The organism is Nonomuraea rhodomycinica, from assembly GCF_013363995.1.
Classification (GTDB): Bacteria; Actinomycetota; Actinomycetes; order Streptosporangiales; family Streptosporangiaceae; genus Nonomuraea; species Nonomuraea rhodomycinica.
On record NZ_JABWGO010000005.1, the window covers coordinates 392,206 to 407,294 of the forward strand.

Annotated in this window: 11 protein-coding genes; 5 read left to right on the forward strand and 6 right to left on the reverse strand. The window is 73.3% G+C overall.

Translation table 11 applies throughout. From position 1 onward, the window contains the following. Positions 1-56: 56 nt before the first annotated feature. A complete protein-coding gene (locus tag HT134_RS23275; protein ID WP_175602548.1) occupies positions 57-3,230 on the reverse strand; it encodes a S41 family peptidase in 3,174 nt (1,057 codons plus the stop codon). Positions 3,231-3,410: 180 nt separating this feature from the next. Here HT134_RS23275 and HT134_RS23280 point away from each other — a divergent pair, with 180 nt between their 5' ends. Both HT134_RS23280 and HT134_RS23285 read left to right on the forward strand, forming a co-directional pair. Beyond that, on the forward strand, positions 3,411-3,839 hold the full coding sequence (locus HT134_RS23280; protein ID WP_175602549.1) for a hypothetical protein: 429 nt from the start codon (positions 3,411-3,413) through the stop codon (positions 3,837-3,839). A 54-nt stretch (positions 3,840-3,893) separates the two neighbouring features. Continuing rightward, a complete protein-coding gene (locus HT134_RS23285) occupies positions 3,894-4,859 on the forward strand; it encodes a TIGR03557 family F420-dependent LLM class oxidoreductase (protein WP_175602550.1) in 966 nt (321 codons plus the stop codon). 50 nt (positions 4,860-4,909) lie between these two features. On the opposite strand, the gene HT134_RS23290 is transcribed toward HT134_RS23285, so the two are convergent. Continuing rightward, on the reverse strand, positions 4,910-5,365 hold the full coding sequence (locus HT134_RS23290) for a MarR family winged helix-turn-helix transcriptional regulator (protein ID WP_175602551.1): 456 nt from the start codon (positions 5,363-5,365) through the stop codon (positions 4,910-4,912). A 99-nt stretch (positions 5,366-5,464) separates the two neighbouring features. Between HT134_RS23290 and HT134_RS23295 the strand changes: the two genes are divergently transcribed. Beyond that, the gene (locus tag HT134_RS23295; protein WP_175602552.1) at positions 5,465-6,355 is read left to right on the forward strand and encodes an NAD(P)H-binding protein; all 891 of its coding nucleotides are present in this window, start codon (positions 5,465-5,467) and stop codon (positions 6,353-6,355) included. Positions 6,356-6,516: 161 nt separating this feature from the next. Here HT134_RS23295 and leuS read toward each other — a convergent pair whose 3' ends face one another. Together leuS and HT134_RS23305 are read right to left on the reverse strand one after the other, a co-directional pair. Then, complete coding sequence (gene leuS / locus HT134_RS23300) at positions 6,517-9,003, reverse strand: leucine--tRNA ligase (protein ID WP_175602553.1); 2,487 nt, start codon at positions 9,001-9,003, stop codon at positions 6,517-6,519. A 518-nt stretch (positions 9,004-9,521) separates the two neighbouring features. After that, positions 9,522-9,776 carry a hypothetical protein gene (locus HT134_RS23305; protein WP_175602554.1) on the reverse strand — a complete coding sequence of 85 codons (255 nt, stop codon included), beginning with the start codon at positions 9,774-9,776 and terminating at the stop codon, positions 9,522-9,524. Between HT134_RS23305 and HT134_RS23310 the strand changes: the two genes are divergently transcribed. Next, positions 9,775-11,430 (forward strand): hypothetical protein, encoded by a 1,656-nt coding sequence (locus HT134_RS23310; RefSeq protein ID WP_175602555.1) that lies wholly within the window; start codon positions 9,775-9,777, stop codon positions 11,428-11,430. The genes HT134_RS23305 and HT134_RS23310 overlap by 2 nt on opposite strands. Positions 11,431-11,462: 32 nt before the next feature. Here the strand turns inward: HT134_RS23310 and HT134_RS23315 are convergent, their stop codons facing one another. Further along, positions 11,463-12,704 (reverse strand): cytochrome P450, encoded by a 1,242-nt coding sequence (locus tag HT134_RS23315; protein WP_175602556.1) that lies wholly within the window; start codon positions 12,702-12,704, stop codon positions 11,463-11,465. 242 nt (positions 12,705-12,946) lie between these two features. On the opposite strand from HT134_RS23315, the gene HT134_RS47715 reads away from it, so the two are divergent. Next, positions 12,947-14,167 carry a TRM11 family SAM-dependent methyltransferase gene (locus HT134_RS47715; RefSeq protein ID WP_175602557.1) on the forward strand — a complete coding sequence of 407 codons (1,221 nt, stop codon included), beginning with the start codon at positions 12,947-12,949 and terminating at the stop codon, positions 14,165-14,167. A gap of 46 nt (positions 14,168-14,213) precedes the next feature. Here the strand turns inward: HT134_RS47715 and HT134_RS23325 are convergent, their stop codons facing one another. Continuing rightward, on the reverse strand, positions 14,214-15,050 hold the full coding sequence (locus HT134_RS23325) for an alpha/beta fold hydrolase (protein ID WP_175602558.1): 837 nt from the start codon (positions 15,048-15,050) through the stop codon (positions 14,214-14,216). Positions 15,051-15,089: the final 39 nt, after the last annotated feature.

The following is a 15,089-nucleotide window of genomic DNA, read 5'->3' on the forward strand; positions in this document are numbered from 1 at the left end:
GCTTACGCGCAACAGGGGTCACGCGAACCAGGGGAAACGGGGGGACGCGAAGCAGGTCAGGAGCCCGGCGGCGGGAGGGGCGGCGGGGTGGCGGCCGGGCGCTCCTCCAGGGCGGCCAGCGCCAGCTCCACCGCCTTCTCCAGCTGCGGGTCGCGTCCCGCCACCCGGTCCTGCGGCGTGATCACCACCTCCACGTCCGGGTCCACGCCGTGGTTCTCCACGCCCCAGCCCGGCCCCTCCAGCCAGAACGAGTACCGGGGCTGGGTCACGACCGTCCCGTCCACCAGCGAGTACCGCGAGTCGATGCCGATCACGCCGCCCCAGGTCCGGGTGCCGACGAGCGGGCCGAGGCCGCGGTTCTTGACGCCGGCGCTGACGATGTCGCCGTCGGACCCGGCGAACTCGTCCGTGACCGCCACGATCGGGCCGCGCGGCGAGTCCTCGGGGTAGCGCATCGGCTCGTAGCCGCGCACGTGCGTCCACCCGGTGACCCGGCGGGACAGCTTCTCCAGCACCAGCTCCGAGGTGTGGCCGCCGCCGTTCTCGCGGACGTCGACGACCAGGCCCTCGCGGGCCATCTCGGTGCGCAGGTCGCGGTGGAACTGCGCCCAGCCAGAAGCCACCATGTCCGGTACGTGCAGGTAGCCGAGCCGCCCGCCCGACGCCTCGTGCACGAACGCCCGGCGTCCCTCCACCCAGTCGTGGTAGCGCAGGCGGGTCTCGTCCTCCAGCGGCGTGACGACCACGCGGCGCGTCTCGCCGCCGGAGGCCGGCCGCACGGTCAGCTCGACGGCGCGGCCGGCCGTGCCGGACAGCAGCGCGAGCGGCCCGCGCACGGGATCGACCGGGCGTCCGCCCACGGCGACGATCGCGTCACCGGCCCGTACGGCGACGCCGGGCGCGAGCAGCGGCGAGCGCGCGTCGTGGTCGGACGACTCGCCGGGCAGGATCCGCGCGACCCGCCAGGTGCCGTCCTCGTCCCTGGCCAGGTCGGCGCCGAGCAGCCCCTGGCGGCGGCGCGGGTCGCTGGGAGCGGCGTTGGCGCGGGCGTAGGCGTGGGACGTGCCGAGCTCGGCCTGCACCTCCCACAGCAGGTCGATCAGCTCGGAGTAGGAGCCGAGGCGGTCGACCAGCGGCAGGTAGCGGTCGAGCACGCCCTGCCAGTCCACGCCGTTCATGTCGGCGCGCCAGAAGTGGTCGCGCATGAGCCGGCCGGCCTCCAGGTAGCTCTGGCGCCACTCGGCGACCGGGTCGAGCTGGACCGTGACCCGGTCGAGGTCGATGGTGACGACCTCGTCGCCCTCGGCGGCGGAGCGGGTCTGCAGGCCGTTCTTGCCGTTGGTGACCAGCCGGGTGCCGTCGCCGCTCACCTCGAAGGCCCGCACCTCGGTGCCGAGCTCGGCCTTGGCGCGCTTCTTGAGGTCATAGCGTTCGAGGACCACCTCGCCGGCCCGCTCGGTGCCGTCGCCGAGCTGGCCGGCGAGGGGGTGGCGCAGCCAGAGCAGGGCGTCCTTGGCGGCGCGCAGGTTGCCGTAGCGGCCGGCGGGCACCGGCACGGGCACGACGCGCGAGCCCAGCCCCTCGGGGTCCACCTCGGTGCGCGGGGGCGCGTCGTCCTTGGCGCCGTCGTGGTCGGGCTTGTCGTCCTCGCCGTTGAAGCCGCGGCCCTGCAGGCTCGGGTCGAACGGCGACGGGGTGGTGGCGCGCAGGGGCACGATGTACGGCCGGCAGCCGACGGGGAACGACAGGTCGAACACGTGCGCGTCGTACACCGGGTCGAACGTGCGCACCGACAGGAACGCCAGGTGCTTGCCGTCCCTGGTGAAGACCGGGTCGAAGTCGGCGAACCGCAGCGGTGTCACGTCGATGACGGACGTGCCGTCGAGGCGGCCCATCCTGATGCGCGACAGCGGCTCGTGGTGCGGGTGGACCCAGGCCAGCCACGCGGAGTCAGGTGAGAAGGTGAGCCCGCTGATGTCGCCGTACGCGGTGCGGTCGAGCTCCCTCAGCGCCCCGGTCTCGACGTCGACCACCAGGAGGCGCCCGTCGTGGGTGGCCACGGCCACGTGCTTGCCGTCGGGGGCGGCGGCCAGGGCCAGCACCCGGCCCAGTTCGCCCGCGGCCAGCGTGCGGATCTCGCCGCCGGGCGTGCCGACCTCCAGGCCGTCCTCGCCGGTGGCGTCGGAGACCCAGACCGCCTTGCCGCCGTCGCCGAGCACGCGCGGCAGCCGGACCCGCACGCCGGGCTGCACGCGCAGCGCGCCGACCGGACCGTCGCGGTGGGTGACCCAGTGGGCGGTGCCGCGCACCTCGACGGCGCTGGCGCGGCCGGTGGCGTCGGGTGAGAAGGCGCCGACGCGGGCGGGCGCCGGTCGTGGGGCGCGGGCCGCCCGCGGCCCGCTGAGCCTGATGTCCAGCCGGTACGGCTCGGCGTCCAGGCCGTCGAGCAGCCACAGGTCGCCGGCGTGCGCGTAGACGACCCGGCGGCCGTCGGTGGCGGCGTGCCGGGCGTAGAACTCGGTGTGGGCGGTGTGCCGGCGCAGGTCGGAGCCGTCGGGCAGGGAGGAGTAGAGGTTGCCCGTGCCGTCGGTGTCGGCGAGGAAGGCCAGGCGGTCGCCGATCCACATGACCGACCAGTACTGGGCGTCGCTGTCGGCGAACAGCCGGGCGAAGGCGCCGTCGCCGTCGGCGTCCACCCAGATCTTGCCCGCGGTGCCGCCGCGGTAGCGCTTCCAGTGCGACGGCTCGCGCCACAGGGACGACACGGTCGCCACCCGGCCGTCCGCCTGGCCGGGGACCGTGCCGTCGCCGAGGGCGACCTCGCTCACCCACCCGTACGGCAGGCGGACGGCCGGGCCGCCGTCGAGCGGCACCGCGTAGGCCCAGGTGCGGCTGCGTCCGCCCTCGCCCGCGGCGGTGACCGCGAGCACGTCGCCACCGGCGCTCCACCCTCGGGTCCCGGTCATGGCGTTGCCCCAGTGCGTGAGCCGGTCGCCCCGCGGGCCGTCGACCTCCGCGGCGAACACCTCGGGCGCCCCCTCGCGGTGGCTGGTCCACGCGATGCGGGCGCCGTCGGGCGAGAACCTCGGGAAGGAGACGGGTACGCGGTCGGCGGTGAACCGCCACGCCCTGCCGCCCGTCACGGGTGCCAGCCACAGGTCGTCGTCGGCGACGAAGGTGACCAGGTCACCCCACAGATGCGGATATCTCAGGTATGCGCCAGTTGTCACACGTGAACACTAGTGCCGCCGATCCACGCGCCGGCACGAATTTCCCGCTCAGCGTCACGAGCGGACGGGTCCGGTGAAAGTCCTGGCCAAGAGGGCCGGCCGGGGCGGATGCCCGCCACACCGCGGGGAAGAAATGGGACTTAAGGCGAAAAACGTCGCAATTCTCCAGAGTGAGGAACCATGAGACTCTTCCCCAAGGTCCACCAGCTCCCGGCCCGCCTGGCCGCCGGCACGGTCATCCTCAACTCCGGTCTCGACCTGACCGGCGCCGATCCCGGGACAGCCGCGGGGGTCCACGGCATGGCCTCCGCGACCTACCCCTTCCTGGGCGAACGGGACCCGGTGGCGTTCGTGAAGCTGCTGTCGAAGGCGGAGATCGCGGTGGGCGCCGCCCTGCTGGTGCCGGTGGTCCCCTCGCTGGTGGCGGGCGCGGCGCTGACCGCCTTCGCGGGCGGCCTCATCGGCCTGTACCTCAGGACCCCCGGCATGCGCCGCGAGGGCAGCCTGCGGCCGTCGCAGGAGGGCCTCGGGCTGGTCAAGGACGTCTGGCTGCTCGGCATAGGGCTCAGCCTGGTGGCGGAGGAGCTCCTCGACCGGCCCGCGCGCTGAGGGATCTCCGCTCTCCTGAGCTAACCGCGCACCCTCGGGGGTAGCGGGCACATCATGGTACAAATCGGATACACCCTGATGTGCGAGCAGACTCCGGCGCGCCAGCTCGTGACCGACGCCGCCAGGGCGGAGCAGGTCGGCTTCGACTACGCCGTCATCTCCGATCACTACTTCCCCTGGCTGGAGGAGCAGGGTCACGCCGCCTACGCCTGGTCGGTCCTGGGCGCGGTGGCGCACGCCACCCAGCGGCTCCCCCTCATGACGTACGTAACCTGCCCGATCATGCGCTACCACCCGGCCGTGGTGGCGCAGAAGGCCGCCACCATGGGCGTGCTGAGCGACGGGCGCTTCACGCTCGGCCTCGGCTCGGGCGAGAACCTCAACGAGCACGTCATCGGCGAGGGCTGGCCATCCGCGGACCGGCGGCACCGGATGTTCCGCGAGGCCGTCACCATCATCACCGAGCTGTTCGGCGGCGAGTACGTCACCTACGACGGCGAGTTCTACGACGTCGACTCGGCCAAGCTGTACGACCTGCCGGAACGGCCGGTGCCCATCGGCATCGCCGCCTCGGGTGGGCGCTCGGCGGCCATCGCGGCGGAGTACGGCGACCTGCTGATCGTCAACGAGCCGATGCCGGAGGTCGTCGGGCAGTTCGTCCAGGCGGGCGGGGCGGACAAGCCGGTCTACGGCCAGCTCGCCCTGTCGTACGACACGGACGCCGAGAAGGCCAAGGAGCGCGCCCACCGGCTGTGGCGCTGGTCGGCGGCCGGCTGGAAGGTCATGGCGGAGCTGCCGGGGCCGGTGAACTTCGAGGCGTACTCCCAGTTCGTCACGCCTGACGACGTGGCCTCCAGCGTGCCGTGCGGCGGCGACGTCGAGGCTGTGGTGGAGGCGGTCAAGAAGTACACGGACGCCGGATACACGCACGTCGCGCTGGTGCAGATCGGGCCCGACCAGCAGGAGCCGTTCTTCGCGTGGGCCGAGCAGGAGCTGCTGCCCGCCCTGCGCGCCCTCTGACCGGGCGGCGGCTCGTCCCGTCACCCGCAGGCCCGGACGCGCTCGCCTCCTCAGGTGCCGGCCGGGTCGCGGTGATCGGCGGGGGCGTTCAGCAGGGCGGTCGCCGAGCGGTGGATCTTCGCCAGCGCGCTGAGGAGATGCTCGCGTTCGGACTCGGTGAGGTCGGCGGTCACCTGCTCCTCGAGCAGCCGCCGCTCCTTCTCGACGGGCGCCTGCAGGGCGCGTCCGGCGTCGGTGAGCCACAGCCGGACCAGCCGGTTGTCCCGCTCGTCGCGGCGCCGGGTGAGCAGGCCGGCCGCGGCCATCCGGGTGGCCGCCTTGACCACGTTGGGGGTGGTGACGTTCAGCGCGGCGGCGACCTCGCCGGGAGTGCGGCCGTCCTGCCGCCACAGCACCGCGAGCAGGTGGTCCTGTCCCAGGTGGAGCCCGTGCCGCCGCACGGCCGCCTCGGCCGCCGCCCGCAGCGCCTTCGACATCGTGCTGTGCAGGTCCAGGAACTCGGGCACGAGGAGACCTCCGGTGCTGTCGAGGGACGATTGACACCAGATCATGTACCGGTTAACGTTCTCCTCGTTCGTTAACCGGTACACGATTATGGGGTCCTCATGATACTGGTCACCGGCGCCACCGGGAACGTCGGCCGTGAGCTCGTCCGCGAGCTGGCCGAGACCGGCGCGCCGTTCCGCGTCCTGGTCCGCGACCCGGCCCGTGCCGCCACGTTGCCCGGGCGGCCCGAACGGGTCGTGGCGGATCTGGACGACCCGGCGACGCTGCCGCCCGCCTTCGCCGGAGCCGACCGGCTGTTCCTGCTCACCCCCGGCATCGGCCTCGACCACACCAGGAACGCGGTCGCCGCCGCCCGTTCGGCGGGGGTGCGGCACATCGTGCACCTGTCCTCGTTCAACGTCCTCGGCGACCCCATGCCCGCCATGGGGCGCTGGCACCACGAACGCGAGCAGGCGATCCGAGCCGGCGGCATCCCGGCCACCTTCCTGCGGCCCGGCGGCTTCATGACCAACGCCTTCGACTGGCTGCCCACCATCCGCGGGGCGGGCCACGTCCTCGACCCGGTCGGCCCCGGCCGGTACGCGCCGATCGACCCCGCCGACATCGCCGCCGTCGCCGCCGTGGCGCTGACCGGCGACGGCCACCAGGGCCAGGAGTACGTGCTCACCGGCGAGGAGCTGTTCACCGTCACCGAGCAGGTCGAGATCCTCGCCGCGGCGCTCGGCCGGGAGATCGCGATCCGGCCGGTGACGACCGCGGAGGAGGCCGTGGCCGCCCGCTTCCCCCACGGTGCGCCTCCGGCGCTGGCCGCGGCCATCGTCGAGGGGTTCCACCTCATGCGCGCCGACACGGCCGGATTCCGCACCGACACCGTGGAGCGCCTGCTCGGGCGCAAGCCGCGCACCTTCGCCGCCTGGTGCGCGCGCAACGCCGACGCCTTCCGAACCGCCTGGTCCGCGCACGACGCCGACGCCCTGCGGACCCCCTGACCCGCGCACGACGCCGCGCCTTGCGGACCCCCTGACCCCCATGAGGTGCGCCGCCCGCGCCGCGCACCCCGGCAAGGGAACGGCCTCGCGATCACCGATGTGATCACGAGGCCGTCGCCGTTCGACCCGGCCGGGGGCCGGTGTGCCGGGGCCCGTCCCGGTCAGGGGACGATGTTGACCAGCTTGGGCGCGCGGACGATCACCTTGCGGGGCTCGCCGTCCAGGTAGGCGCGGACCTTGTCGGACCCCAGCGCCAGCCCGCGCAGCTCGTCCTCGGAGATCGAGGGCGAGACCTCCAGGCGGTCGCGCACCTTGCCGGCCACCTGGACGACGCAGGTCACGGAGTCCTGCACCAGCAGCGCGGGCTCGGCGACCGGCCAGCCGGCCAGCGCGACCGTGGTGCCGGTGTGGCCCAGCCGCTCCCAGCCCTCCTCGGCGGTGTAGGGCGCGACCAGCGACAGCATCACGGCCAGCGCCTCGGCCGCCTCGCGCACCGCCGGGTCGGCCGCGCCGGGGCCGGAGTCGATGGCCTTGCGGGCCGCCGACGTCAGCTCCATCAGCCGCGCCACCGCCACGTTGAAGCGGTGGGACTCGACCAGCTTGGTGACCTCGTCGATGGTGCGGTGGGTGAACTTGCGCAGCTCCAGGTCGCCGCCCTCGAAGGAGACGCCCGGCTCGCTCGCCACGTCGTCCATCACGCGGAAGGCGCGGGCCAGGAACTTCTGCGAGGCGGCCGGCGAGACGTCGGCCCAGTCGATGTCGTCCTCCGGCGGGCCGGCGAACACCATGGTCAGGCGGACCGCGTCGACGCCGTACGCGTCGATCTGCTGGCCCAGGTCGACGCCGTTGCCCAGCGACTTGGACATCGCCTTGCCGCCGTTGATCACCTGGCCCTGGTTCAGCAGGCGCAGGAACGGCTCGGTGAAGTCGACCATGCCCATGTCGTGCAGGACCTTGGTGAAGAACCGGGAGTACAGCAGGTGCAGCACCGCGTGCTCCACGCCGCCGACGTACTGGTCGATCGGGCCCCACTTGCGGACCTGCTCGACGTCGAACGGGCCGTCGGTGTAGCCCGGCGAGCAGTAGCGCAGGTAGTACCACGACGAGTCGACGAAGGTGTCCATCGTGTCGGTGTCGCGCATGGCGCGGCCGCCGCACTTGGGGCACTCGACGTTGACCCAGTCGGTGGCGCTGGCCAGCGGGGAGACGCCCTTGGGGGCCAGCGCCTCGCCGCGCAGGTCGGGCAGCGTGACCGGCAGCTGGTCGTCGGGGACGGGGACCTCGCCGCAGTCCAGGCAGTGGATGATCGGGATCGGGGTGCCCCAGAACCGCTGGCGCGACAGCAGCCAGTCGCGCAGCCGGAAGTTGACCGAGGCCTCGCCCTTGCCCTGGGCCCGCAGGATCTCGATGATCTTCGCGATGGCCTCGGTCTTGCTCAGCCCGTCCAGCGGGCCGGAGTTGACCAGGCTGCCCTCTCCCGGCGTGGCCTCGCCGGTCTCGCCCGGGTCGGCCAGGCCGGTGTGGACCACGACCTTGACCGGCAGCCCGAACTTCAGCGCGAAGTCCAGGTCGCGCTGGTCGTGGGCGGGCACGGCCATGATGGCGCCGTGGCCGTAGTCGGACAGCACGTAGTCGGCCGCCCAGACCGGGATGCGCTCGCCGTTGACCGGGTTGATCGCGTAGCGGCCCAGGAAGACGCCGGTCTTCTCCTTGTCGGTGGACAGCCGCTCGATGTCGCTCAGCTTGGCGACCTCGGCGCGGTAGGCCTCGAACTCCTCGCGCCGGTCGTCGGTGACGATCTCGTCGGCCAGCGCCGCGTCCACGGCCACCACGAAGAACGTCGCGCCGAACAGCGTGTCGGGGCGGGTGGTGTAGACGTGGACCGGCTCCTCGCGCCCCTCGATCTCGAACAGCACGTCGGCGCCCTCGGAGCGGCCGATCCAGTTGCGCTGCATGGTCAGCACGCGCTCGGGCCAGCCGCCCTCCAGCTGCTCCATGTCCTTCAGCAGCCGCTCGGCGTAGTCAGTGATCTTGAAGTACCACTGCGTCAGCTCGCGGCGGATGACGTCGGCGCCGCACCTCTCGCACTTGCCGGCCACGACCTGCTCGTTGGCCAGCACGGTCTGGTCGTTGGGGCACCAGTTGACCAGGCCGCCCTTGCGATAGGCCAGGCCCCGCTCGAAGAAGCGGTTGAACAGCCACTGGTTCCAGCGGTAGTACTCGGGGTCGCTGGTGTGCAGGCGGCGCGACCAGTCGAAGGAGATGCCGTAGCGGCGGAAGGACGTGGCCTGCGTCTCGATGTTGGCGTAGGTCCACTCGGCCGGGTGCGCGTTGCGCTTGATCGCGGCGTTCTCGGCCGGCAGGCCGAAGGAGTCCCAGCCGATGGGGTGCAGGACGTTGTAGCCGCGCTGGAACCAGTAGCGCGCGACGACGTCGCCGATGGCGAACACCTCGCCGTGGCCCATGTGCAGGTCGCCGGAGGGGTAGGGGAACATGTCGAGCATGTAGCGCCGCTCCCGGGTGTCGGCGGCGTCCTCGCCCGCCCGGAACGGGTCCAGCTCCTCCCACCGCTGCTGCCACTTGGCCTGCAGCGCCTGCGGATCGTACTCACTCACGGCGAATGTCCTTCTGCCTCGACTCGGACCCATAAGAAAACCCCTCGTGCGCAGGACGAGGGGCAGCCGCGACGGCGAGAGCTCAGGGCCGTCGCGGCCCGCTAAGAAGCAGGGTCGCGGAACGCATAGGTCAAGCCTAGCGCACCTCATCAGGACTTTGCCGATACTCGACAGTGACCATCGGGCGCAAGTGGCGTTTCCCGCCAGTTCCTCGCCTTAAGAGACCCGATGGTGATCTATCCGTTGTGACCTCATATGTCCCATTAGACTACCCTCGACCCCGTGGTACACCCCGTCGAGCCCCAGTGGTCCCTGGCCGGCCTGCCCATGCAGGATCCGCCCACAGATCCGCATGGCTTCACGCGTTTCGCTGCGGAACCCACCGACTCTCCTGGAAAATCCCATGAGATCATGTCCGACACGCTAAAAGCGGACAGAACACCACCAGGAGGTACGGGAGCCATGGCAACGGATCATTCCGGAGCACAGCACCTGCCACCTTCCTGGCCCGAGGTGCCGCCCTGGGAGGGTTCCTCGCACGGGGACTCCCGTCAGCCCTCGTCCGCCCGCCGCGGCTCGTCCGCCGGTCGGCCCTCGCAGCGCTCCCAGGCCTCCCAGGCTTCCTGGCCGGACGCGGGCCCTTCCGCCGCGTGGCCGGACCCGGTACCGCCGTCGGGCGGGACGTCCCCCTCGAACCCGTGGCCGGACCCCGTGCCCCCGTCGGGCGGGACCTCCCCCTCCAACCCGTGGCCGGACGCGGGCCCCGCCTCGAACGGCTGGCCGGACTCCGGCTCGGCGTCGAACATGTCCTGGCCCGACGTCTCGGTCGCCTCGAACGCGTCCTGGCCGGAGACGCCGCGCCAGGACGACCGGGACGCCCCCGGCTCCGCGCGTCGCGGTGAGGGAGCGGGACGCCGCGGCGACGGGACGGACGGCGGCGCGCGCGACGGCTCCCGTGAGCCCGGCCGCCGCGACCCCGTGCCCGCCTGGCAGGACGCCTCCAGCGTCTCCGCGCCCTCCTCGCCGTCCGACGCCTGGTCCAACCTCAGCTCCCCGGCCCCGTGGCCGCCCGCCGACGGCGGGCAGGTGCGCGCGTCGGCCGCGGCCGCCATGGACCGCACGGTCACCTACGGCCGCGGCACGCCTCTGAACGACCAGGCCGTCCCCCAGGGCGGCGGCGCGCCGCCGCACGACCACGCCGTCCCGCAGGGCGCGCCGTCGCACGACCGCGCCGCCCCCCTGGGCGCGCCCGCGGCCGGGCTCGACGAGCGCGGCACGCCGCAGGGACACCAGGGCCCGCCGCGGCACCAGGCACCGCAGGGACCGCGTGGCGGCGGCCCCGTGGACGAGCTGGTCGCCTCCCAGGGACGCGACCGCGGACGGCCGTCCGGCGACCGCCCCGGCCCCGGTCACCCCGCTCCCGCGCACCCCGGCGCCGGCCACCCGCCGGCGGGCCCCGGCCAGGCCGGGCACGCCCAGCACGCCTCGGGCCGGCCGCCCGCCGACGACCAGCAGCCCGGCGACCCCGGGTTCCCCGGCCAGCAGGGCCGGCCGGACGGCCAGCCGCGTCCCGGTGCGAACCTGAGCCGTGACCCCTCCGACCCCGACCGCCCGTTCGTGACGGCCGGCCAGATCAGCGGCTCCCGCACGCCTCCCCCGCAGCGGCAGCAGGAGCTCTGGGACACCGTCTTCGGCGAGGACTACGACGCCATGGGCGAGCCCGAGTCGCTGGACGAGCCGGGCAAGCCGATCTGGATCTACGCCCTGGCCGGTTCGGTGTCGATCGCGCTCGTGGGCGCCCTGCTGTGGGCGTTCCTCGCGGGCCCGCTGGCGTCCGGCTCCGGCAAGGAGACGGCCGCCGCGCAGACCTCGGCCCCGCCGTCCGGCACGACGCCGCCCAAGAACCCCAAGCAGGCCACCTCGATCGGCCGCCTGCCGCGCTACCCGGGCAAGGCCGCTCCGGTGCTCGGCTCGGTGACCGACGCCGACGCCGGCATCAGCGTCCCGCGGCTCGGCGGCACGTGGCAGCTCGACCAGCGCGCCACCGTCCACGGCACGTACGGCTTCTACACCCGCCAGTACGTCAAGACGGGCCCCGAGAGCTACGCCCAGATCCTCACCGGCCCGCTGCCGCAGGCGCTGGCCTCGTCCTTCACCTCCGACAAGGACCTGGAGCCGGCCATCAAGGCGGTCGTGGTGGACGCCCGCAAGGACTTCTTCCCGAAGGGCAACACGGTCCGCAAGATCGCCCAGCAGCCGATCAGGGTCGGGAACTCCACGGGCCGCCTGATCGCCTACTCGCTGACCTCACCCACGGAGAAGGCGACGATCGTGACGATCGCCGTGAACTCCGGCAAGGACGTCCCGGCGATCGTCTACATGTCGGTCCCGGAGACGGCCAAGCAGCTCCTCCCGGACGTCAACACGGTGGTCAGGCAGCTGAAGGTCCTCGGCCGGTAGCCGCGAGCGCGGCCACCGGCCCGGGCCGGGCTTCAGAACGTGCACTCCATGTGCTTGATCCCGTTGATGAAGTTGCTCTGCAGCCGGTCCGGCGCGCCGCCCTCGATCGCGGGGACGCGGCGCAGCAGCTCGCGGAACATCAGTGTGATCTCCCGCCGGGCCAGGTGCGCCCCGAGGCAGAAGTGCGGCCCCGGTCCGCCGAAGCCGACGTGCGGGTTGGGGTCGCGGGTGATGTCGAAGCGGTACGGGTCGGTGAACACCTCGGGGTCGCGGTTGGCCGCCCAGTAGAACAGCACGACCTTCATGCCCTTCGGGTAGAGGTGGCCGTTCAGCTCGAAGTCCCTGGTCACCTTGCGGCGCATGTAGTTGACCGGTGAGGCGAGCCGGACGATCTCCTCGACCGCGCCGGGGGCGCGCCCGTCGATGTCCTGCAGCCACAGGGCGCGCTGGTCGGGGTTCTTGGTGAGCAGCCGCAGGCCGTACGAGATCGCGTTGCGGGTGGTCTCGTTGCCCGCCACCACGAGCAGGATGAAGAACGAGCCCAGCTCCTGCAGGGTCAGCCGCTCGCCGTCGATGTTGGCGTTGACCAGCGACGAGGTGAGGTCGTCGGTGGGGTGCTCGGCGCGGTAGGCGGCGAGGTCCTGCACGAGCTGCTGGAGCTCCATGCCGGCGGTGAGCAGGCGCTCGGCCACGCGGTCGGGCTCGCCGCTCGAGTACTCGGGGTCGAAGCCGCCGAGGATGATGTTCGAGCGGTCGAAGACGAACTGGTAGTCGCGCTCGGGGATGCCCATCATGTCGCAGATGATCTTCAGCGGCAGGCGGGCGGCCACGTCCGTCACGAAGTCGCCGCCGGGCCCCTTGGCGAGCAGGTCGTCCACGATCTTCGCGGCGGCCACCTCCACGTCCGCCTCGAACTGCTTGATCATCTTGGGCGTGAACGACCGCGAGACGATCCGGCGCAGGCGGGCGTGGCGCGGATCGTCCATGTTGATCATCGAGCCGAAGTACTCGGTGAACTCGGCGGGCATGTCCGGGATGTTGGTCGCCCCGCCGTCGCCGGAGCAGAAGATCTCGGGATGGCGGCTGACCTCGACGACGTCGGCGTGCCGGGCCAGGGCGTAGTAGCCGGGGCCTTTCGGGGCGAAGGAGATCTCCATCTCCTCGAAGTGAGGCGGCCGCTCCAGCGAGCGGATCACCTCGAACGCCCGCGCCCGCTCGGCCATGGGCCTGGCCCAGAACGCCAGGTCCGAGAGATCGAAGTCAACGGCAGTCATATGCCCATCATTCGGGCAAGTGACCACTTACGTCAATGGTCATGACGTACAGCGTACGTATCTGTCCGTGAAGTCCGGAAAAACCTGTTCGGCCGAGCGGTCGGTGATCGCTAGCATGGGCGGGTGCAGCAGTTCTTCTTCCAGCTCCGTTAGCGATCCGCCGGCGGGTCGCGGCATGACCCACCGCCGGCGATGCGGGGCGGCCGGAGGCCGTCCCGGGTCGCGACGTTGGAGAAGGACACGTGCGTGCTTTCGCCGTGGCCAGGGCGGTGCGTGGCATCGAGCCCCTGCTGGCCGCGGAAATCATGAAGCTGGGTGTCGTGCGCAGACTGCGCCACCGCGAGGTGTGGTTCGAGGCGCCCGGGACCGGAACCGATCTGCTGGGCCTGCGGACGGCCGACGACGTGCTGCTGGCGGCGGCCGTCGTGGACGGCGTCGGGGCGGGCCGCGGCGCGCTGGAGCGGCTGCGGCGGGCCGCCGGGAACGCCGACGCCGGCGCCGCGCTGGCGCTCCGCCGCACGGCCCGCGCCCCGGGAGACGGCGGGCGGCCGGTCGAGGTGTCGGCGACGTTCGTGGGGCGGCGCTCCTACAGCCGCTTCGACGTCGAGGACGCCGTGGGCGCCGGGCTGTCGCGGGCGCTCGGGGTGCCGTACCACTCCCGCGCGGGCGGCGTCGCGCCGCCGCCGGGGGCGGTGCCGTGGCGGGTCACCATCGAGGACGACCAGGCGGTCATCGCCGTACGACTGGGCGAGCGGCCGCTGCACCGCCGGCCGTACAAGGAGGACTCGATCCCCGGCACCCTGCACCCGCCGCTGGCCGCCGCCATGGCCGCCCTCGCGGGCCTCCCCGAGGCGGGCCACGCCGAAACCGGGCCCACCCAAGCCCGCCTCACCGGAGCCGGCCTCACCGAAGCCGGCCTCACTGGAACGGGCCTCACTGAAACGGGCCTCACTGGGACGGACCTCGCCGCGGCGGGCCCGGACCGCGGGCACGGAGCGGGCCCGGACCGCGGGCACGGAGCGGGCCCGGTCGTGCTGGACCCGTGCTGCGGGGCGGGGACGACGCTGGTGGAGGCCGGGCTGCTGGCGCCGCGCGCCCGCCTGGCCGGGATCGACCGGTCCCCCGCCTCCGTGCGGGCCGCCGCGGCCAACGCCCGGCGGGCCGGGGTGCCCCTGACCCTTGTCGTCGGCGACGCGGGGCGGCTGCCCGTGCCCTCGGGGAGCGTGGACCGGGTGCTGGTGAACCCGCCCTGGGGCCGCCAGGTCGCCGCCGCCGGGCTGCTGGCGCGGGACGGCGGGCTGCTGTGGCGGGAGGTCCGGCGCGTGCTGGCGCCCGGCGGGCTGGTGGTGGCCCTGACCGAGGACGTGCCGGACGGCTTCCGCGTCGAGCGGGCGATCGAGGTGTCCCTGTCCGGAAGGCACCCGCTCCTGGCGGTCCTCCACCCGGCCCGGCGCCGCCACTGACCGCCGGCGCGGGCGCGGCCGGACGGGCAGGAGGCGGGGCGGGTGGTCAGGAGGCGGGGCCGAGCCAGTCCAGGATGAGCCGGTTGACCTCGTCCGGCCGTTCCAGGTGGAGGAAGTGGCCGGCCCCGTCCACGGTCGCCGCGCGCGAGCCCGCCGGCAGGTGCTCCGGCACGGCCTCGACCAGGCCGGGGTCGAGGCAGCCGTCCTGCCCGCCGTGCAGGTAGAGGACCGGCCCGGTCGTGGGCTCCGGCTCGGGGTGGCGGCCCGAGGGCGGCGTGGTGCCGAGCATGGCCCGGTAGTAGCCGATGGCGGCGGCCAGGTTGGCGGGCCGGCCGAGGCTGCGGTGGACGAACTCCAGGTCCCGCCCCGCGTCGTAGCCGGGCGACCAGTCCCGCCACAGCCCCTCCAGGAAGCCGGGCGCGGCCGCCGCGGTCTCGGCCAGCCCGGTCTGGAAGAGGAACACGTAGAAGGAGCGCTTGAGCTGCTCGTACGTGAGGAACGAGCCGGCCATGGCGCCGACCGGCGGCGCCGCCATGGCCACGGACCGGCGGAAGCGCCCGCCGAGGTGGTACACCGGGAAGGCGCCCCAGTCGTGCCCGACCACCACCGCGCGGTCGTCGCCGCCGAGCTCCTCGTGCAGGGCGGCCACGTCGGCGGCCAGCGCGGCGCCCTCGTACGCGGCGTCGGCGGGCACCTCGGTCGGCGCGTACCCGCGCATGAACGGCGCCACCGCCCGGTAGCCGCGCTCGGCCAGCGCCGGCATGAGGTGCCGCCAGGTGTGCGCGGTGTCGGGGAACCCATGCAGGCACAGGGCCAGGGGCCCCTCGCCCACGGTCAGATACGCGAACTCCACCCCGTTGGCGTGGATCGTCCTGATCTCCATGACTGCGAAACCTAGCACCCGCTTGGCCGCGGACCCCGG